This window comes from Phocaeicola plebeius (assembly GCF_003437535.1).
GTDB lineage: Bacteria > Bacteroidota > Bacteroidia > Bacteroidales > Bacteroidaceae > Phocaeicola > Phocaeicola plebeius_A.
In genome coordinates this window covers 44285-63796 of the sequence record NZ_QSQT01000024.1, presented here as the reverse complement: position 1 = coordinate 63796, position 19512 = coordinate 44285, and the positions used below count along the sequence as shown (strand labels likewise).

Below are 19512 nucleotides of genomic sequence, written 5' to 3'. Positions count from 1 at the left end.
TTATACCCTAATAAGCTGCCGGAAAGTGAACGGGTATGCTTCGGAATATGTAGGTTTCCACGTTTGCGTGATTCTTTTCCTATTTTTACTAATTCATTTCCCCCTTCAAATATGGCGATAAATCCTCTTTGCCATGTAAAGTCTATATTAAATTTACCAAACCAATAGCCTATTCCCAGATTAATACCCGCGTCATATCGTTTCATATTGTCATAATCTTTTATCTTGGTTTCTGTGGAGCTTGTGGTCTTATCATTTCTATTGCCATATTTGGATGTTGAAATGATATGGTCTGTATAATCTCTTTTGTATTTTCCTGCGATATCATAGCTGGCATAGGCTCCAAGATGTATGTCTGCAGCCATCTTTTCAAGGAATGTGTATCGATAACCAATAGTGAATGGAGAAAACTTTACTGTATGGCATAGCATTGATTCATCTTGGAATTTACCATGATAGTCGGTTCCCCCACTAATAGCTGAACTTCCACTTTTTTCCCATGAAGAAGATGATGTATATCCTCTTGATGCCATGCCAAGCTCCATCCCCCAATATAGTGGATGATTACCAAAGGATTTGTTAAACCCTAATGTGAATTCATATCCTGTGGCTTTCCCAAAACTGCCATTCCAATCGTTATTTTCCCATTGTAGTTTGGTCGTTTCTATGCTTGATCCGGTAAAACCGTTAAATCCTACGCCTGCTCGGATGACCCAGATAGTTTTTCCACTCTTGAAATCTGGAAGTTGGATTGCATCATTGATACCTTTGGCTTGTACATGAGAGAAAAATAATGTTGTAAAAACAACAATACAAGATAATCTTTTAAATAGTTTAAAATGTAATTTTTTCATGACCTGTTTTAATTTAGAGTTTAATATGATTGAGTAAGTTTATAGTTTATTTGCCGAGCCAGTCTTCATTTTCTGAATGCTGGAATCTTTCTCCTCGTTTCTCCCATTTTTCTCTTAATGCTCTCATCTTGGATTGATATTCTTTTCGTTTGGCATCGTCATACTCCATATTTCCATAACGCATTTTGCTCAGCATTCCATCATAATTCGCATATGTCCTGCTGTCAGTATTTTTGTTTTGATTTGCGGATATAGAATAAGGGACTGTAGAGGATTTCTTTTCTTTGGAAATATTATCATCGGATAGATTTGTATTTTCGGATATATTGACATTTGAGCTTGTATTGGAAAAAGGCTTTTCTCCTTTTTTTATGGACTGAACTTCACTTGCAATTTGGACTGTTTGGTTTGCTGCCTGTGCAAAATATCCGAATGCTTCAGATAGTGAGCTCTTGATATTAGCTTTTCTATTAGCGTCAATGTTCCGGTAGTTAATGGATGAGCTGACAATATTGTAGTTGTCACCTTCAAAATTAATCGTTTCCCATTCTCCATTATATAGAAGGTACAGCCCGATTCCATTTCTTTTTCCTTCTTTAAAATTGCCGATGCATAAGTCTCCATTGTCATATACCATTATACCGTAGCCGTTAGCAGTTTCTTTTTCCATTTCTCCTAAGAAATATTCTCCATTACCAAAATCAAAATAAGAAAAATATTTTTGTAGGTCTATATTATTGGATGGATACTGTGAGATAGGTTTGTCTTTCTCGAATTGTCCTTGGTAAATAATATCTCCATTATTGGCATAACAAATTCCGAAGCCGGATTTTACTCCATTCTTCCAGTTGCCGATATACACAGTACAGCTATCACAATTATCTACATAACTATCTTCCGAAGCAATAAACATGCCGTAACCTGATATCATATCTCTGTAAAAATCTCCTATATAGAGTGCTCCATTACGTTGTAAAAGAACTCCCATTCCGTTTCGTTTGCCTTTTAGGATTTGTCCTTTGAAACTTTCTTTTTTGTTCTTTTCATTTACTACTTCTAATGTCTTTGAGAAGATATGATTAATGGATTTTTCTTGTGCGTTGCTTATTAGCAGGAAGAAAGAAAAGAATAATAAAATATATGATTTCTTTTCCATAATTGCAGGTATTTATTGTTCTATATATTCAGGGAGAGCTACGTATTTTTTATTTTTCAGTAATTTTTCGGCTTCTTTTTCTGTTAGATTCTTTAACTGCATATCATTTAATCCTTTATTGGTTATGGATACATAATATGTAGACCCGCTTGTTAAATTCAGCTGTATTTCTCCTGCCATGGTTGATATTTTCCCATTGACAGCGTTGATGTGTTTACATTCTGCTGAGAAAAGTATTTTTCCTTCGTTTTTAAAAATACACTTTCTATAACATGGAGCGTATTGATTAAAAGGAAGCTGCATATTTCCTGAAGGTTTGATGGTCTTCTTTATAGGTCCTGTCATGTCAAAGATATCCTTCCCGTTTTGTTTTATTGTTGTAGTCAAATTTCCTGTAGATTTTATAAAGAAATATACAGTGCTTTGTGCAAAGATAGAGGTTGAAAATACTCCTAAAAGAAAAAATAAAAAAGTAGTGTAAGTCTTTTTCATAGAGAATATCGTTTTCATTTTTGTTTACCCTATTTCGTGTCGGGCACAACTTTTAGTTATTGTTTAATTTAAAACTTATGTATGGCACATGTCTGGACGTTCAATTCTTTATAAGCTCCATTTAGGTTGTCTAATAATTCAAACCAATATGTCAGTTTGGGCATCGTTTTTTGAATCCTATGTAATGTTCTAAAACCACAATCGGCATATTTTGCTGTGGATGATATTAATCCTCCTTTTGATGTGACGGAGGTGAGTGCATCTTGCACTCTGGTATTGTTAGAAAGTTCTTTTCCTCTTTTTGTTAAAAAAGAAATCCCCATGTGGTAATCTTTACCAATTCCTCCAGAATAGAATTGGGCAAATAGAGTGAGTTCGTAATCTCCCGGGATAAACCAGCCTTGCCCTAATTGTGAGGCCCAGTATTCCCAAGGAAAATGTTCTTGCATTAAAATATTCTGTTCTTTGCAGTAGGCTTCAATGATGGCTGCGTTTTCTTCTCCTTTTTCTGTTAGTTTTGGAATAAGGTTCTCAAAAAGTTTTTGTTTGTTCTTAGGCTTGAGCATCCCTGATTCTTCATAGTTTTTTATATCTATCACATTGCCTTTCTTTGATAGTTCAGCCTGTCTTTTGTCTATTAATCCCTTTTTTACATATTTGTCTATTTTCTTTAGCATATCAGAATATACAGCAGGCATAGACATCGCTAGACCATGTTTTCCTGTGTTGTCTATATAAAAGATAAAGGCGGGAACACTGTCGATTTCAATGTAATCTCCGAGTTTTTGAGCTTGGATACTGAGGCTACAGAATAAACTTAGGCAACATATTATGCCTTTTTTAATTGAAGAAGATTGTTTTTTCATAGGTTCTCTTTTTCCTCTACAGCTCCTATGAGGATTTCGTAAAACTACGAAGCGTGGAACTGCAATGCCACATCTTAAGTTAGAGGTCCTGAGAAAACCCGTAGTACAGATATGAGAATAGCAGCCCACGCTATAGCGTGAGAACCACTATGCCTTCCTTGTACTACGTTTGAAATTTCTCAGGTTCCTAACTTACAAGATAAGCATAACGCTTCTTTCATTTTCTAATATGTCTTGGATAGAGATATGCTCCATCCGTTTGCAAAGATAATAAAAAACTTTGATATGCAATGTAATATAGTTAAATTATGGCTTACAAAGATTACGTATATAACCCTCCATTTAAAGAGGTAAGATAAACTTTTAGTAGTACAATGGGGAGTTACTGCTAATTTTGGATTTGGTATTTATAGTATGAATTTACCATTATGATAAGGCTGAGATATAAAAAATGCTCAACCCATGAATAATAGTCGAGCATTGTAATCTATAAGTTTACTGGTGTTTCTATTTTGAGACCCTCATTTATATTCTTTTTAATGGCAGATAAAACAATAGAGTCTCTTTTAAAATCTTTGTAACCTCAGTTTATTAATTGAAAAATAGTCAGGTTAAATCAGGAAAACTCTCTATTGACCTTAAAAAAACGAACGCCTCATCGAAGGGCATCCAGTTTGCCAAACAACAGCTCCCGGTTCTTGCGTGTCCGGAACGCTTAGCTGTAATACGCAAAGTGTCTACTGTTCCAGTTTATAAAAAGAAAAAACGTCTAGTTATATCAGGAAAAGTCAGAATCTCAGTACTGCCAAGGAAGTACTGGAACCAGGGGAAATTGTAGCAGTTTTAATTACAGAATGTCTTGCCTGGAGTGCTTTATCCTTGTATGTCCTTCTTCAGTGTGAAGACAAATTCCAGTCCTCCTTTCGGCATGTTCTTGGCGAAGATGGTTCCGCCATGGAACAACACGGCGTTCTTCACGATGGCCAGTCCCAAACCTGTACCTCCTAATTTCCGTGAGCGTCCCTTGTCTACCCGATAGAAGCGTTCGAACAGGCGGTTCAGGTGCTCTTCGGGTACTCCCACGCCGGTATCAGAGAAACTGAAATAGTAGAATTTCTCATCCTCGCGGAAGCAGTTGATGGTGATTTGTATGTCATTACCCGCATAGGCTATGGCATTGTCGGTCAGGTTGCGGAAGATAGAGTAGAGCAGCGAGCTGCTTCCTGTCAGTATGACTTCCGACGGGAGCTTGTTCACCACAGTAATATGCTTTTCTTCCAGACCGAGTGCCACCTCGTTCAAAATGTTTTCTACAATCTTGCTCAGGTTTACCTGTTCCTTTTCTACCAGTTCCGGTGCCTCGTCCATTCGGGTCAGCACAGAGATGTCGCGCAGCAGGAAGGTCAGACGGTTGCTCTGGGCATAGCTTCTTTCCAGGAAGACACGGACATTTTCTTGCGGAATGTTCGGGTTGCTGATAATGGTTTCCAGGTATCCCTGAATGCTGCTGACGGGCGTTTTCAGCTCGTGGGCGATGTTCTGAGTCAGCTGACGTTTCAGATGGGCCTGTTCTTCTTCTTGCGTAATATCGTTGATGGATATTTCGAACGACATATCTTGAAAGATGATACACTCCAAGGTGAACGAGCGAGCGTTCTTGTTGAGGTGCATGGCATACCGCTTTTCCTCTTTGCTGAAATTACCCTCGTTCCGGTTTAGGAACTCAATGATGGGCTGCAGTTCCGGAATGTCGAAAATTTCATTGCTAGAACGTAGATTACGGTCGGATATGTTGTTGATGTATTGCGTAAACAGGTTGTTGACCAGGATTTCCTGTCGTTCTTTGGTAAAGACACCCAGTCCTTCGTGTGAGGTCTGAAGGTGCGAAATCAGTTTCTCACGCTCAATGTAGAGAGCTTCTTTCGCCCGGTGCAGGCGTTTGTATATCTTAATGATGTGTTGTGATATCTCTCCCAGTTCGTTCTTGGGGAAAGTTTGCAGGATGTCCATGTCAATCGGTTCATTCCGGTCGGCTTTCATGGCAAACTGTTGCAGTTTGGTGATGGACTTGCCCAGCTTCCGGGTAAAGCGGTAGAAGATGAAAATCAGTACCAGACAGATAATCAGCGCAAACCATAGGTAGCCAGAGTCAGCTTGCAAGTGTTCTGCCAGACTCAGGTTGTAGGGAAGGGCAGACCGTATGATGATGCGGTAGGGAGGATAATAACGTGCGGAATAAAAATATTCCTCTCCCTGAATGCTTTCCGACTGGCGGCTGATGGAATAGCCGCTTCCATACATGAGTGCGTCTTGCACTTCCTTGCGTGAAGAGTGGTTGGCAAAGCTTTTCCAGTTGGCATTTGTATTGTCGTACACGACTTTCCCCGACGGCTCAATGAGCGTCACCCGCAGGTTGGGCATCATGTGAGTCGTTACATAGCTCTGCATGGAATCAGAGTTGACCCCGTGGTGATCGGCCAGAAAGTCGCACAGCTGGTTGTTATAGTTTTGCAGCTGCGTGTTCAGTAATTCTATTTTATAAGCCTTTTCGCGTTTGTATTGAAACAGCATGAAGCATACTGCATATCCCAGGAAAAGGAATATGACAGAAAGAAACAGCCTCTGACTGAAAGGGAGGATGCGATAAGAAAATTTTGTCATGATTGTGCCACCGTAATTTATTCACATTCGAAACAGTATCCATAACCGAGACGGGTTACGATACAAGCACCGTATTCACCGATTTTCTTGCGAAGGCGGGTGATATTCACATCAATCGTACGGTCGAGTACATACACTTCATCGTGCCATACCTTCGCCAGAATGTCTTCGCGGGAGAATACGCGTCCCTGGTTCTGCAACAGGAGCAGAAGTATTTCAAATTCTTTTTTCGTTAATGAAATTTCCTCGTTGTTGATGGATACTTTTTTCTTCGGAATGTTGACAGACAATCCTTTATAAATCAGCTGTTCGGGCACCTGAGTCTGTACGCCGGCCGTGCGTCGTAACACCGCCTTTACCCTCATGATGACTTCACGCAGAGAGAAAGGCTTTGAAATATAGTCGTCCGCTCCCAGGTTGAATCCGGTCAGCGTATCATTTTCCGTATCCTTTGCGGTGATGAAAATGATAGGAATGTTCTGTGTATCCTTGTTCTTTTTCATCATGCTGGCCATTTTGAATCCGGAAATTTCTCCCATCATCACGTCCAGCAGTATCAGGTTGTAACGTGGCAATTCAAGTTTCAAGGCTTCTTCGGCGGAATTGGCAGTATCTACCATGTATCCTTCCATTTCGAGATTGAACTTTAGAATCTCGCACAAGTCTTCTTCATCGTCTACAACTAAAATCCGGTAATCGTTCATGCGTATTTTCTATTAATTAATACAAAATTCAATGTGATTTAGTTTTCGTTACAAAGATGACCCTTTCTTGTTTCGTCCTTATGAAATAGGTGTTACATTTAGGTTACAACATGGGCTTGGTAAACTCTCCGGCTATGGAACGGTTCATTTCGCTGCGTATTTCCTTGGGAGTAAGACCGTGGCCGAGCAGGAACATCAGCTTGGTGAGTACGCTTTCCACAGTGGCATCATATCCGCTGATGACACCCGCATCGAGCAGGTGCAGACCGGTTTCGTAACGTGCCATTTCTACCATACCCGTCTGGCATTGTGAAATGTTGACGATGACAATTCCCTTTGCCGTAGCTTCTGCCAGCAAGTGGATGAACCAGGGCTTCTGGGGCGCATTTCCGGAGCCGTACGTCTTGAGCACTACCGCTTTCAGACCGGGTGTGTTGAGCACCGTGCGCACGATGTTTTCCTGAATACCCGGGAAAAGTGTCAGGATAATCACATTCGTATCGAAGACATAGTGTGCATGCATGGGCAGGTTGGGATCCACCTTCCGGATACGGTCGTATTCGTACTTGATGTGGATACCGGCCGTGGCCAGTGCCGGATAATTGTAAGAACGGAACGCGTTGAAGTTTTCTGCATTAATCTTGGTCGTACGGTTTCCACGCAACAAGTGGTTCTCGAAGAAAATGCAGACTTCCGGTACTACGGCAGTTCCGTCCGGATGTTTTGCAGCGGCTATTTCGATAGAAGTAATCAGATTTTCCTTTCCGTCTGTACGTAGCACACCGATGGGCAGCTGGCTTCCGGTAAGGATGACCGGTTTGCTCAGGTTCTCCAGCATGAAGCTCAGTGCGGAAGCGGTATAGGCCATGGTGTCCGTGCCGTGCAGAATCACGAACCCGTCGAAGTTATCGTAGTTATATTGGATGATTTTGACCAGTTTGGCCCACAAGGCCGGCTCCATGTCTGAGGAGTCGATAGGAGGGTTAAACTGGTAAGAGGAAATGCGGTAGTTGAACCGTTTCAGTTCCGGTACGTTCTCCTGAAGTTGGTCAAAGTTAAATGCCTCCAAGGCACCGGTTTCCGGATTTTCAATCATACCGATTGTACCTCCAGTGTAGATGAGTAATACGGAAGGATAATCTGGTTTTATCATTTGATGCTTCGTTTAGTTTGGCACAAAGATAGCAAAAATATGCTTTGACTGAAAGAATAAGCCGCTAAAAATAGCAGAATGATTAATTATCCTTCGTTTTTTAGCATTTCCAACAGTTTGTCGATGGCCTTTCTGGCATCTTTTTCCTCCTCGAGCAAGGTCACGAATTTGCTCCCGATGATGCATCCGGAGGCGTATGCCGCTGCTGATTCGTAAGTGGATTTGTTGGAGATACCGAACCCGATCATCCGTGGATTCCGCAACTGCATTTGCTTGATACGCTGGAAGTAAGCCTGCTTCTGTGCATTGAATTCCTTTTGTGCTCCCGTCACGGCCGCAGAAGATACCATATAGATGAATCCGTCGGTATGCGCGTCGATTTGCCGGATGCGTTCTTCGCTGGTTTCCGGCGTGATGAGCATAATCACGTGGATGCCGTATTGTTGTGCAATGGGCCGATAGCTTTCCAGGTAATCCTTATAAGGAAGGTCGGGAATAATCACGCCGTCGATGCCGCATGCCTGACATTGCCGGCAGAAATTCTCAAAACCATACTGCATGATGGGGTTCAGGTAGCCCATCAGTACCAGCGGAATGCGGACATCTGTACGGATTTGTTCCAGCTGGCCGAAGAGCTTGCGGAGCGTCATGCCGTTGCGCAGGGCTTGTGTGGCTGCATGCTGAATGACAGGACCGTCGGCCATCGGGTCGCTGAACGGGATACCGATTTCAATCATCTGTACCCCTTTCCGTTCTAAGGTGCGAATGACTTCGGCAGTACCTTCCAAAGTTGGGGTACCTGCACAGAAATAAATGGAAAGCACGTGGTCTTTATGTGTCTGGAATAATTGGTCAATGCGATTCATATCAGTAAGTTTTTAGAGGTTGTACTTGTTTTGTTTGAAAGAGTAAATAAAGTCAGAGAGGGCAGCCGCATCTTTCAGGCCGGGAGCCTGTTCAAAGCCGCTGTTCAGGTCGATGCCAGCCCAGCGGGAGTGGCTGAATTTCAGTAACGCATCCAGGCTTTCTGGTTTCAGCCCTCCGCTTAACAGGAAAGGTGTCTCGCCTTGGTAGTGTGTCAGGATTTCCCAGTCGAAACTTTTGCCGGAGCCTCCGTATCCGTTGCAGGGAGTGTCGAACAGAAAATAGTCGCAGCAGGCGGCATAGCTTTCCGTCGTCAGCAGGTCGTCAGGCGTACGCAGGGCGAAGGCTTTGATGACGCGTATGCCAGTCTGTTGCATTTCCCGGCAAAACTCCGGCGATTCCTTTCCGTGGAGCTGAATGTAATCCAGTTGCCATGCTGCTACCCTTTCCCGAATTTGCGAGAGGGAAGCATTGACAAACACTCCCACTTTCTGTACCGACTCCGGCAGGTATTCCGGTACGCCCGCTACATAGCGGGGAGAACCTTCGTAGTCGATGAATCCCATCCAGTCGGCCCCTGTTTGCTCCACTTGACGGATGTTCTCCGCCTCCCTCATGCCGCACACTTTGACAATCATAAGGCTACAGCTTGAAGAAAGTCTGACAAAGCCTTTTCTGGTGAAGGCGTTTTCATGAAAGTTTCTCCCATCAGGAACCCCCTGAAACCGGCTTCACGCAGTTGTATGAATGTGTCGGGTTGCGAGATGCCGCTTTCGGATACCCACAGCAGTTCTTTCGGCAACTTCCGGGCCAGGCGGAACGAATTCTCCACATCCGTATGAAATGTGCCTAAGTTCCGGTTGTTGACTCCAATCAAGTCTACATGCTCGTGCAGGTAGTCGAGTTCCTTTTCCGTGTGTATCTCCAGCAGGACCTCCATCTCTAACTGGTGGGCCAATTTCCCCAGGGCTTTACATTCGTCCACGGTCAGGGCGGCCGCAATCAGAAGCACCACATCTGCACCGGCCAGCTTGGCTTGATATAGCTGGTAGGGACTGACGATAAAATCTTTTCGCAGCACCGGAAGGTGTGTCAGCGGGCGGACGGCCTGCAAATCTTTCAGGTTGCCGCCAAAGAATTTCGGGTCGGTCAGTACGGAGATGCCGGAAGCACCAGCACGCTCATAGCCGGGGACGATGACGGTCGGGTCTGCCTGTGGAGCAATATCTCCTTTCGACGGAGAGCGTCGTTTGAATTCCGCAATGATGCCCGAGGGCGATGCGGCCAGTGCCTGTTTCATACTTTTCGACGGACGGGGAGTGCCCAACTGCTGGATGAGGAAGTCTTGAGATACAGCTTCTTCCTGAAGGGCAATTTCTGTGCGCTTATGAGCCACAATGGTATGTAAGATATCAGTAGTCATCATTCGTTTATTGGTTAAGGGTAAGGAACTTGCGTAGAGTGGCCAAGGCTTTTCCACTTTCGAGCGATTCTTTGGCCAGTGCCACGCATTCTTCTATTTTCTTCTGAGGCTCCAGTGCCTGGATGGCAAACGAGGCATTGATCAGCACGCAGTCGGTCTGTGCCTTGCTGCCCTCATTATGCAGCACCCGGTCGAAAATGGCGGCCGCCTCTTCCGGGGTATTTCCTCCGTAAAGTTCTTCCTGGCGTGCCATGGAAAAACCTAATTCCGAGGGACGATAGATGGTTTCGTAACGGTTGGTCATCACCTTGAATTCGTCGGTCAGCGAGATTTCATCGTATCCGTCCAGGTTGTTGACTACGGCAAACTGGATGCCGAGTTGCTGGAGCGTGTTGGTGTAAAGCCGCATCTGCGGGAGGTCGGCCACTCCTAACAACTGGCAGGCCGGATGGCAGGGATTGACCAGCGGGCCTAATAAATTAAATAAGGTACGTACGCCTAATGCCTTCCGCACGGGAGCCACGGTTTTCAGGGCCGGATGGAAAAGGGGAGCGTGCAGGTAAGCCATGCCGCATTGTTCGATGGAGCGTTTCAACTTGTCCGCGTCGTTTGTGAATTTTACGCCGTAGTGTTCCATCACGTTGCTGGCCCCGCTTACTGAAGTGGCTCCATAATTTCCATGCTTGGCTACCCGGTAACCGGCTCCGGCCACAACAAAGCAGGCACATGTGGAGATGTTGAAGGTGTTTTTCCCGTCTCCTCCGGTACCCACGATGTCAATGGGATGAAATTCATGCAAGTCGATGGGCACGCAAGCCTGAAGCAGCGCATCGCGGAAGCCGACCAGTTCGTCCACCTTGACTCCGCGCATCTGGAAGGCGGCCAGCAGGGCGGCTGTCTGCGCTTCATTCATCTCGCCGCCGGTCATTCTCTGCATCAGCGTGCAGGCTTCTTCACGTGTCAGCTCTTCGTGGTGGAATATCCGTTTTAGTATTTGTTTCATATTGTGTATCTAAGTTTTATGAGTGAGAAAATAGGGTTTTCTTTATTGATGGTGTATCCAGTTGCCCAGTATCTGTTTCCCTTCGGGGGTGAGAACGGATTCCGGATGAAACTGCACGCCTCGCACATCGAGTGTGCGGTGACGGAGTGCCATGATGTATCCTTCTTCACTTACGGCGGTTACCTCCAGGCAATCCGGGAAATCTTTTTGGTCGACTACCCAGGAATGATACCTTCCTACCTGTACGGTAGAGGGAAGTCCTTCGAACAGATAGTCCGTCGCAGTCAGGCTGACGGGACTCTGTATGCCGTGGAACACCTCATCCAGGTTGGTCAGTTTTCCTCCGTACACTTCGCCGATGGCCTGTTCGCCCAGGCAGACCCCCAATATCGGTTTCTTTCCGGCATACGTACGGATGACATCCAGCAGCAGGCCGGCTTCTTCCGGAATGCCGGGACCGGGCGACAGCAGAATCTTGTCGAATTCCTCCAGTTCTTTTAACTGAAACTGGTCGTTGCGTTTCACGGTGACTTCTGCTCCTAATTCTTTTATCGCATGACTCAGGTTGTACACAAATGAGTCGTAGTTATCGATGATGACAATTTTCATGGTGTGTTATATTTTTTCGGCCAGGAGAATGGCTTTTTTCAATGCTCCCAACTTGTTGTTTACTTCTTGCAGTTCATTATTCTCGTCACTTTTGGCTACGATGCCCCCTCCGGCTTGAAACCAGAGCTCGTTGTTACGGCTTACGAAGGTACGGATGGTGATGGCCTGGTTCAAATCGCCGTTCAGTCCGATGAAGCCGATGCAACCTCCGTAAGCCCCCCGGTTGTGCGGCTCGATTTCACTGATGAGCTGCATGGCCTTTACCTTGGGAGCTCCGCTGAGAGTACCGGCCGGGAAGGTATCGATGAACGTTTTAATCGGGTCGGCTTCTTTGTCCAGTGTGCCGCTTACCCTGCTCACCAGGTGAATCACATGGCTGTAGTATTGCGGCTGTTTGTAGAATTCCACATGCGTGTCGTGGCAATTCCGGCTCAAGTCATTCCGTGCCAGGTCTACCAGCATCACGTGTTCGGCATTTTCTTTCGGGTCGGCCAGCAGGGCTTCGGTCAGTGCGGCATCCGTCTTTTTGTCTCCATTTCTGCGGGTGGTGCCGGCAATAGGGTCGATGGTGGCCTTTCCCGCTTCAATCTTGCAATGCGTTTCGGGAGAGGAACCGAAAATCCGGAAACCGCCGAAATCAAAATAGAACAGGTAAGGCGAAGGATTGATGCTTCTCAATGCCCGGTAGAGGGTGAAATCATCGCCCTCATAGCGCTGGATGAAACGGCGGGAAAGCACAATCTGAAACACGTCGCCTCTCTTGCAGTGGGCAATGCCCTTGCGGATATTGGCCTTGTGCTCCTCATCGGTCAGCGTACTGGTGGTGTCGCCCGTCGCCCGAAAGGCGTAGGTGGTGTAGTTGCGGTTCAGTACCGCTTTCTCCACTTCGTCAATGTGGCTCGGCTCGTCGTTGCCCTGCAGCTCCACCAGTACCATCTCGCTTTGGAAGTCGTTGAACACAATCAGGTACTTGTAGAGAATGTAGAGAATCTCCGGCGCATCGTTCTTCGGGTCGCTGCTGTCTTTCACCGGAATCTGTTCGAAATAGCGGACGGCATTGAACGTGGTGTAGCCGTACACTCCTCCGTAGCGGGCATATTCTCCTTCCACCTGAAATTGTCTCAGGAAATACTGGAAAGCATCTTCCACCTGGAACTCGGGAGTGAGCGGACGCTCTTCACGGCTTTTGTCCGGAAAGACCGTGGTCACGATTCCGTGGTTCACGGAGAAACTGGCAATGGGGTTCAGTCCGATGAAAGAGCGGTTGTTTTCTACTCCGTGGTAATCGGAACTTTCCAGCAGAATACTTTGCGGAAACAGGTCGCGCACCTTCAGGTACGTGCTCACGGGCGTATGCAAGTCGCCGGGCAGCGTTTTGTAGTGGGTGGTATAAGCAAATTTTTTCATGGCTTTTCTCGTTTAAAAGATTTCAGGGTTGTTTTTGTATTTCAGATAAGTGTCAATGTCTTTGTCACCTCTTCCCGACACGGTCAGCACCACGATGTCCGAGGGCTGGAACTTTACTTTCTCCAGTGCTCCTAAGGCATGGGCCGACTCCAGTGCCGGAATGATGCCTTCCAGCCGTGTCAGTTCGAAGGCAGCCCACAGGGCTTCGTCGTCATTGACTGCCAGCACGGTGGCTCTTTTCTGTGCGGCTAAGTTGGCATGCATGGGACCGATGCCGGGGTAATCCAGTCCGGCCGAAACGGAATAAGGCTCCAGAATCTGTCCGTCCTCGTCCTGCATGACCAGGGTCTTGGAACCATGAATGATGCCCAGCCGGCCCAACTGGATGGTAGCAGCCGACAATCCCGTTTCCACTCCCTTTCCTCCGGCTTCCGCTAAGATAATTTTCACCCGTTCATCGTCCAGGTAGTGATAGATGGTTCCGGCAGCATTGCTTCCTCCTCCCACACAGGCCATCAGGTAGTCCGGATAGTCACGTCCTTCGTGTTCCATCAGTTGCTTTTTGATTTCCTTACTGATGACCGACTGCAAGCGGGCTACCATGTCGGGGTAGGGATGAGGTCCCACTGTGGAACCAATCACATAGTATGTGTCCGCCGGATGGCAGCACCAGTCGCGTATGGCTTCGTTGGTAGCATCTTTCAGGGTCATGTTGCCCGAAGTCACGGCTTCCACTCTGGCTCCCAGCATCTGCATGCGCTCTACGTTTACCCGCTGCCGTTCCACATCGGTCTTTCCCATGTAGACCACGCATTCCATTCCCATCAGGGCGCATACCGTAGCTGTGGCCACTCCGTGCTGTCCGGCTCCTGTTTCGGCGATGATGCGTTTCTTGCCCATTCTCCGGGCCAGAAGCACCTGGCCGATGGCATTGTTGATTTTGTGCGCTCCCGTATGGTTCAGGTCCTCCCGTTTCAGGTAAATTTTGCATCCGTATTTTTCCGACAAGCGTTGGGCAAGATAAAGTGGTGAAGGACGTCCTACGTAGTCCTTGAGCAACGCATCGTATTCTTTCTGGAATCCTTCATCTGCCAGCACCTTGCGGTAGGCATTGCGTAATTCTTCCACACAGCGATGGAGAATTTCCGGTATGTAGGCTCCACCAAAATCTCCATAAAATCCTTCCTGGTTTACTTGATAAGTTTTCATGAGTGTATTTGTTTGCATTAGGGTGAAAAAACAAAAAGGGCCGTCGTAAAGTTACGACAGCCCTTCTGTGATATTATTACTATTGAGATATATACATGCGACTGAGTTCCCTTACGACCTTTGGAGTTGTAAGCGGCGCCACCAGAAGAATGTATTTACCGTAGAAAGATTCATAATGTTATTTTTCTTGTTTTTTTATTGTTTCACTCGCAAAGGTAACCATTAATATGAAAACGCCAAACAAATGGATGGAAATTTTTCAATTTTTCCTATCTTTGTTCCACATTTTAAATCTTGCTATATAATAAGGTATGGAAGAGTTTCGACTGGACGGTCTGACCGTCAAAGAACATCTGCTGATACTGGCGGAAGATGGGAACCGCAAGTTTACCGAGGGACTTCACCCGGGGGTGGAACATGTGTTGGGCATTCGTTTGCCGGCGTTGCGGAAACTGGCTGCAAGGATTGCCAAGGCAGACTGGGAGCGCTACTTTGACACAGCCGACGGGTTTTATATGGAAGAACGCATGTTGCAAGGCATGGTGTTGGGATGCATCCGCCCCGACGAGGATGTGGAAGTCTATCTTCACCGTGTGACACGTTTTGTGTGGATTATCAACAGCTGGTCGGTGTGCGATACGTTTAAGTTTGGAGGAGGAAAAGCTTTTATCCGCCGTAACGAGGCGCGGCTTTGGGAATACCTGAAAGAATGGATGAAAGCATCGGGTGAGTATGAGGTACGTTTCGGCGTAGTGATGGGAATGAGTTATTTCCTGGATGAAGCCCACTTGGAGGAGTATCTTTCCCTGCTCGACGGGATTCGTCATGAGGGATATTATGTGCGCATGGCTGTGGCCTGGGCACTTTCATTCTGTTTTGTCAAGTTTCCGGAACAGACCATGGCTTTTCTGCGCCATTGTCATTTGGACGATTTTACTTTCCGTAAGACCATTCAGAAAATCGGTGAGTCCTACCGTGTGAGTGAAGACATGAAAAAGGCTGTCAAGGCATTGAAGCGCTGACAGCCTTTGCCGTTATTTAGGCAGCTTGCTTATTTCATGATAAATTTCACGGCAGCCCAGTTGTGCTTTTCGCGGTGATGCACGTATTCCATGCCCAGACTCTCCGCTTTTTCGCGCAGCACCGGAATGTCTTCCGTGTAGAATCCGCTGATGTACAGTTCCGAACCTTTCTTCATGCAGGCCGCATAGGCCGGCATGTCCTGCAGCAGAATGTTGCGGTTGATATTGGCTATTACTACATCAAAAGGTTCCCGTCCGTTCAGCAGGGAAGCATCTCCCAGTTCCACGGTGATATTGGAAATGCCGTTCAGGGCAATGTTGTCGCGCGAGTTGTTCACGCACCAGTCGTCAATGTCGATGGCGGTCACCTTTCCGGCTCCTCTCATGCTGGCCAGGATGGCCAGGATAGATGTGCCGCATCCCATGTCGAGCACTGATTTGCCTTTCAGGTCAGCCTCTAACAATTCTCCTAAGATAGAGCTGGTGGTTTCGTGGTGTCCGGTACCGAAAGCCATCTGCGGATTGATGACGATGTCGTATTCGGCCTTCGGGTAATCCTTGTGGAAGGTACTGTGAATCACGCAGCGGTTGTCGATGACGATGGGCTGGAAGAAATTCTTTTCCCATTCCTCGTTCCAGTTCTTGTCTTCCGGTTCCGTAATGGAGTAACTGATGCTTGCGCCGGGTATCGGAAAATCTTCCACCACTTGCTTAAGCGCGGCCTCGTCGAACTGGCTCTGCTGGATGTAGGCCTTCATGCCGTTTTCACATTCCACGAAACTTTCAAAACCGATGTCGGCTGTCAGTCCCGATAATACATCTGTGATAGTTTCATTGCACGGCTGTGCGGTAAAGGTCACTTCAAAATATTTCATACGTATGCGAGTTTAATAGAATGTCAGACAAATGTACGTAAAATCATTGATATTATAATGCTTGTTAGCTAACTTCTTTTACTGCTAAAAAATGTGTCAATGAAGGGCTTTTTTGCAGAAATATGTTTGCCATATTGAAAAACTGTCTAACTTTATGTTTTGAATCATAAACCTATGAACAAGTAAATGCATGTGATAATGAAAACCACATTCCGTAGGCTGCAATGCGGTATTCTCGCTGTCGCGTGGCTTTTGGCCGGATGCAACAGCGATGTTTTTATTGACAGATTCCTGTCGGCAGAACCTTCCGTGTCTTTATCCGAAACAGAAAAAGAAGTAACTGTTTGCTTTGAGGCAGACAACTGGGATATTTTAGGGGTAGAAAGTCTGAGGGAAGGGGTCGCAGTGTCGGCCACAGATCTGGAAGGGAAAAACTCCAAATATCTTCCTTTTGAGGAAGGAGAAACCGGCATTGTGTATTGCAAGAATGCGTTTCTGGATTTTCGTGTGGAAAAAAGAAACGGCAGTGAATTGCATTTTATTTCCGGCGAGAATCTCTATGACCAGCCGTTTGAAACATTTGTCAGGGTGGGCAACCGTTATGAAGAGAAGGTGATTCGCGTGTCTTTTTCTCCTACCCGTAAATATCAGATAGACAGTGTGTCATACGACTGGAGTCAGTTTTCTTCCTTCGATTACATGCTGGAACCCGTAGAGCAGGTGGAAGTGAATACCCTGGATGCCAGTAGTCCCGCCACAGTGTATTTTTATCCTTATAAGAATTCAGCCCGTATCGTGGAGTTTTACATGCAGTATGGCGGCTGGGGAGGAGATGAAAACGATTTACGGAAGTTGCTGGGCGATGCTGCTTCCCAGGTGGAGATTCCGGATATAGTGAGCGGCACCCCGGGATTGTATGGCACGAAGGTCTCTTTCTGTCATCATGAACAACGGCTGGATGCGGGACTCGACAAGGAATTGAAGGTATCGAAAACCGTAGAGGCAGGCAAACACGTACGTCTGGAAGTGTATAATGGAATAGAGCAGTATCACGTACCTTATAAAGCCTATCTTTCCAACTCGCTGACCGTAAAGAAATTAGAAATCTCCGGTACGCTTTCCAGCAAGAGACCGTTCAATTATTTAATCATTCCTATTGCAATTACCGATGAAGATAAATAGACTTGCACTCAGACTGTGCATGTGTGCGCTTGTGTTGTTACGTGCACTTTCTCTCTATGCCGATGGCAAGGACAGTCTTTCCCGGAAAATGATTCACATGGCAGGCATTGACGTCAAGCCGGCTTATGTTTTTCCCACGCATGAGTTCTTTGCCGGAAACAATGCCACGTTTTCTCCCATCCGGAAAAACCTGTCGGTTCATTTGAAATACGGGTTCAAGTTTGCGCCGGATACTTATTTCGGCCGAATGTATCCTCATGCCGTACAAGGAATCGGGGTGGGGTATAACACGTTTTTCCATTCTTCCGAACTGGGAAACCCCTGGTCAGTGTATGCCTTTCAGACCTCGCGCATAGCCAGTCTGACTCCCCGGTTGTCACTGGATTATGAATGGAACTTCGGAGCCTCTTTCGGATGGAAGAAGTATGATGCGGAATCGAATCCCTACAACAGGGTGGTAGGTTCCAAAATGAATGCGTACATTCACCTGAGTTTCCTGTTGAACTGGCAACTGGATGCGCAGACAAATCTTAGGGCAGGAATCGGTGCGACGCACTTTTCAAACGGGAATACCGCTTACCCCAATGCGGGAGTGAATACCTTGGGAGCCAGTATCGGTTTGACACGCTATTTCGGAGGGACGTCGCGTGCCACGCTGGCAGATGGCTCTTCCGGCATTGTTCGGCGTCCGCCTTTCAAGCCCTATGTCAGTTACGACCTCATTGTGTACGGAGCCACCCGGAAGAAAGGCGTGTTTCCAGAAGGTGGAAATCCTGTGCTGGTGCCCGGTTCATTTGGTATTCTCGGGCTGAATTTTACGCCGATGTACAACTTCAGCCGTTATTTCAGAGCCGGTGCGTCGGTCGATGCACAGTACGATGAAAGTGCCAATATTTCCAGTTACATAGCCAATAGTGTGGGGCAACCCGATGCGGAGACCATCAAGTTCTATCGTCCTCCTTTCCGCGAACAGTTTGCCGTAGGGCTTTCCGTACGGGCAGAGGTTGTGATGCCGATATTTTCTATCAATTTAGGTATTGGGCGGAATGTCATCTGCAAAGGAGTCGATACTGATTCATTTTATCAGGTACTGGCTTTAAAGACCGATATCACCAAGAACCTCTTTCTGCATGTGGGGTATCAGTTGCACGACTTCAAAGATCCCAACAATCTGATGTTAGGGTTGGGGTTTCGATTTAATGCAAAAGGAAGGGAATGAGTATCCCTTCACTTTCTGCTTATTGTGCAGCTTTTAAAGCCGCTTCGTAGTCCGGTTCGTGGGAAATGTTTTCCACCAGCTGGGTGTAACTTACCTTCCCGCTCTCGTCCACTACAATGACGGCACGGGCCATTAAACCTTCCAAGGGTCCGTCGGCTAGCTGGAGACCGTAGTGTGCGACAAAATCACGGCTGCGGAATACGGACAGCGGAATGACATTATCCAGCCCTTCGGTAGAACAGAAACGTGACTGTGCGAAGGGAAGGTCCATGGAAATACATAACACGACTGTATTCTCCAGCCCTGCGGCCCGGACATTGAATTGCCTTACGGACAAGGCACATGTCGGAGTGTCCAGACTGGGGAAGATGTTCAGTATCACTTTCTTTCCTTTGAAATCGGATAAGCTTACTTCTTCCATCTTTGCATTGACGGCGTGAAAATCGGGTGCTACCTGTCCTACCTGAAGCATTGGACCGGATGTGTGTGCTTCTACTCCGCGGCAAATTACGGTTTCACCTTTTTCACTCTGCAGGTCACGGCCTGGTACTCCTGCGGCGGCACGAACCGGCATCAGTCCCATCATCCATATTGCCACCATCCATAAAATTGCACTGATTTTTTTCATATAAAAATAGTAAAGGGTTAGGGCGTTAAAGGTAAGGAGATTTTTTGAAAAACAAATATAAGGGTTGTTATGAATGCTCAAGCAAAAAACGACGTTAGATAAATTGTGCATATTCGGCCTTTCATTTTAATAGGTTTATTTAAGTTTATAAACTATGCTATCCGGCAGTATTTTTTTCTTATTTC

The 19512-nt window shown here is 46.2% G+C and carries 19 protein-coding genes; 3 read left to right on the top strand and 16 right to left on the bottom strand.

The window, feature by feature from the left end; genetic code table 11:
* From DXD04_RS12490 to trpB, 14 genes are all read right to left on the bottom strand, one after another.
* The coding region (locus DXD04_RS12490) for an outer membrane beta-barrel protein (RefSeq protein ID WP_117673601.1) at nucleotides 1-854 on the bottom strand (854 nt) is incomplete at its 3' end.
* Nucleotides 855-900: 46 nt separating this feature from the next.
* Nucleotides 901-2010, bottom strand: a complete 1110-nt coding sequence (locus DXD04_RS12485; RefSeq protein WP_117673600.1) for an MORN repeat-containing protein — start codon at nucleotides 2008-2010, stop codon at nucleotides 901-903.
* Nucleotides 2011-2022: 12 nt separating this feature from the next.
* A complete protein-coding gene (locus tag DXD04_RS12480; RefSeq protein ID WP_147330767.1) occupies nucleotides 2023-2502 on the bottom strand; it encodes a hypothetical protein in 480 nt (159 codons plus the stop codon).
* A gap of 68 nt (nucleotides 2503-2570) precedes the next feature.
* Nucleotides 2571-3368 (bottom strand): hypothetical protein, encoded by a 798-nt coding sequence (locus DXD04_RS12475; protein ID WP_147330766.1) that lies wholly within the window; start codon nucleotides 3366-3368, stop codon nucleotides 2571-2573.
* A gap of 873 nt (nucleotides 3369-4241) precedes the next feature.
* The gene (locus DXD04_RS12465; protein WP_117673596.1) at nucleotides 4242-6029 is read right to left on the bottom strand and encodes a sensor histidine kinase; all 1788 of its coding nucleotides are present in this window, start codon (nucleotides 6027-6029) and stop codon (nucleotides 4242-4244) included.
* A gap of 17 nt (nucleotides 6030-6046) precedes the next feature.
* Entirely contained in the window at nucleotides 6047-6733 is a 687-nt protein-coding gene (locus tag DXD04_RS12460; RefSeq protein WP_117673595.1) for a response regulator transcription factor, read from the bottom strand.
* Between the two features lie 103 nt (nucleotides 6734-6836).
* Nucleotides 6837-7886, bottom strand: a complete 1050-nt coding sequence (locus DXD04_RS12455; protein WP_117673594.1) for an asparaginase — start codon at nucleotides 7884-7886, stop codon at nucleotides 6837-6839.
* An 86-nt stretch (nucleotides 7887-7972) separates the two neighbouring features.
* Nucleotides 7973-8752, bottom strand: coding sequence for a tryptophan synthase subunit alpha (gene trpA, locus DXD04_RS12450; protein ID WP_117673593.1), 780 nt, complete (start codon nucleotides 8750-8752; stop codon nucleotides 7973-7975).
* 12 nt (nucleotides 8753-8764) lie between these two features.
* Nucleotides 8765-9388, bottom strand: coding sequence for a phosphoribosylanthranilate isomerase (locus DXD04_RS12445; protein ID WP_117673592.1), 624 nt, complete (start codon nucleotides 9386-9388; stop codon nucleotides 8765-8767).
* On the bottom strand, nucleotides 9385-10173 hold the full coding sequence (gene trpC / locus DXD04_RS12440; protein ID WP_117673609.1) for an indole-3-glycerol phosphate synthase TrpC: 789 nt from the start codon (nucleotides 10171-10173) through the stop codon (nucleotides 9385-9387). The genes DXD04_RS12445 and trpC overlap by 4 nt, the downstream gene beginning before the upstream one ends.
* A 7-nt stretch (nucleotides 10174-10180) precedes the next feature.
* Nucleotides 10181-11176 (bottom strand): anthranilate phosphoribosyltransferase, encoded by a 996-nt coding sequence (trpD, locus tag DXD04_RS12435; protein WP_117673591.1) that lies wholly within the window; start codon nucleotides 11174-11176, stop codon nucleotides 10181-10183.
* Nucleotides 11177-11218: 42 nt separating this feature from the next.
* Nucleotides 11219-11785, bottom strand: coding sequence for an anthranilate synthase component II (locus DXD04_RS12430; protein WP_117673590.1), 567 nt, complete (start codon nucleotides 11783-11785; stop codon nucleotides 11219-11221).
* A gap of 6 nt (nucleotides 11786-11791) precedes the next feature.
* Nucleotides 11792-13192, bottom strand: a complete 1401-nt coding sequence (locus tag DXD04_RS12425) for an anthranilate synthase component I family protein (RefSeq protein WP_117673589.1) — start codon at nucleotides 13190-13192, stop codon at nucleotides 11792-11794.
* 12 nt (nucleotides 13193-13204) lie between these two features.
* Nucleotides 13205-14401, bottom strand: coding sequence for a tryptophan synthase subunit beta (gene trpB, locus DXD04_RS12420; RefSeq protein WP_117673588.1), 1197 nt, complete (start codon nucleotides 14399-14401; stop codon nucleotides 13205-13207).
* A gap of 311 nt (nucleotides 14402-14712) precedes the next feature.
* On the opposite strand from trpB, the gene DXD04_RS12415 reads away from it, so the two are divergent.
* Nucleotides 14713-15423 carry a DNA alkylation repair protein gene (locus DXD04_RS12415; protein ID WP_117673587.1) on the top strand — a complete coding sequence of 237 codons (711 nt, stop codon included), beginning with the start codon at nucleotides 14713-14715 and terminating at the stop codon, nucleotides 15421-15423.
* Between the two features lie 29 nt (nucleotides 15424-15452).
* Here the strand turns inward: DXD04_RS12415 and prmA are convergent, their stop codons facing one another.
* Nucleotides 15453-16298 carry a 50S ribosomal protein L11 methyltransferase gene (gene prmA / locus DXD04_RS12410; RefSeq protein WP_117673586.1) on the bottom strand — a complete coding sequence of 282 codons (846 nt, stop codon included), beginning with the start codon at nucleotides 16296-16298 and terminating at the stop codon, nucleotides 15453-15455.
* 198 nt (nucleotides 16299-16496) lie between these two features.
* On the opposite strand from prmA, the gene DXD04_RS12405 reads away from it, so the two are divergent.
* Nucleotides 16497-17480: a hypothetical protein gene (locus tag DXD04_RS12405; RefSeq protein ID WP_147330765.1), complete on the top strand. Its 984-nt coding sequence runs from the start codon at nucleotides 16497-16499 to the stop codon at nucleotides 17478-17480.
* Nucleotides 17467-18699, top strand: coding sequence for an acyloxyacyl hydrolase (locus tag DXD04_RS12400; RefSeq protein WP_117673584.1), 1233 nt, complete (start codon nucleotides 17467-17469; stop codon nucleotides 18697-18699). Before DXD04_RS12405 ends, DXD04_RS12400 begins: the two co-directional genes overlap by 14 nt.
* Before the next feature lie 19 nt (nucleotides 18700-18718).
* On the opposite strand, the gene tpx is transcribed toward DXD04_RS12400, so the two are convergent.
* A complete protein-coding gene (gene tpx, locus DXD04_RS12395; RefSeq protein ID WP_117673608.1) occupies nucleotides 18719-19273 on the bottom strand; it encodes a thiol peroxidase in 555 nt (184 codons plus the stop codon).
* Between the last annotated feature and the right edge of the window lie 239 nt (nucleotides 19274-19512).

Coding starts and splice junctions, on each gene's coding strand:
- DXD04_RS12425 (WP_117673589.1), bottom strand. CDS start 13,192: ATGAAAAAATTTGCTTATACCACCCACTACAAAACGCTGCCCGGCGAC.
- trpA (WP_117673593.1), bottom strand. CDS start 8,752: ATGAATCGCATTGACCAATTATTCCAGACACATAAAGACCACGTGCTT.
- DXD04_RS12405 (WP_147330765.1), top strand. CDS start 16,497: ATGAAAACCACATTCCGTAGGCTGCAATGCGGTATTCTCGCTGTCGCG.
- DXD04_RS12460 (WP_117673595.1), bottom strand. CDS start 6,733: ATGAACGATTACCGGATTTTAGTTGTAGACGATGAAGAAGACTTGTGC.
- DXD04_RS12480 (WP_147330767.1), bottom strand. CDS start 2,502: ATGAAAAAGACTTACACTACTTTTTTATTTTTTCTTTTAGGAGTATTT.
- trpC (WP_117673609.1), bottom strand. CDS start 10,173: ATGACTACTGATATCTTACATACCATTGTGGCTCATAAGCGCACAGAA.
- DXD04_RS12415 (WP_117673587.1), top strand. CDS start 14,713: ATGGAAGAGTTTCGACTGGACGGTCTGACCGTCAAAGAACATCTGCTG.
- DXD04_RS12475 (WP_147330766.1), bottom strand. CDS start 3,368: ATGAAAAAACAATCTTCTTCAATTAAAAAAGGCATAATATGTTGCCTA.
- tpx (WP_117673608.1), bottom strand. CDS start 19,273: ATGCCGGTTCGTGCCGCCGCAGGAGTACCAGGCCGTGACCTGCAGAGT.
- prmA (WP_117673586.1), bottom strand. CDS start 16,298: ATGAAATATTTTGAAGTGACCTTTACCGCACAGCCGTGCAATGAAACT.
- DXD04_RS12455 (WP_117673594.1), bottom strand. CDS start 7,886: ATGATAAAACCAGATTATCCTTCCGTATTACTCATCTACACTGGAGGT.
- DXD04_RS12430 (WP_117673590.1), bottom strand. CDS start 11,785: ATGAAAATTGTCATCATCGATAACTACGACTCATTTGTGTACAACCTG.
- DXD04_RS12485 (WP_117673600.1), bottom strand. CDS start 2,010: ATGGAAAAGAAATCATATATTTTATTATTCTTTTCTTTCTTCCTGCTA.
- DXD04_RS12400 (WP_117673584.1), top strand. CDS start 17,467: ATGAAGATAAATAGACTTGCACTCAGACTGTGCATGTGTGCGCTTGTG.
- DXD04_RS12445 (WP_117673592.1), bottom strand. CDS start 9,388: ATGATTGTCAAAGTGTGCGGCATGAGGGAGGCGGAGAACATCCGTCAA.
- DXD04_RS12465 (WP_117673596.1), bottom strand. CDS start 6,029: ATGACAAAATTTTCTTATCGCATCCTCCCTTTCAGTCAGAGGCTGTTT.
- trpD (WP_117673591.1), bottom strand. CDS start 11,176: ATGAAACAAATACTAAAACGGATATTCCACCACGAAGAGCTGACACGT.
- trpB (WP_117673588.1), bottom strand. CDS start 14,401: ATGAAAACTTATCAAGTAAACCAGGAAGGATTTTATGGAGATTTTGGT.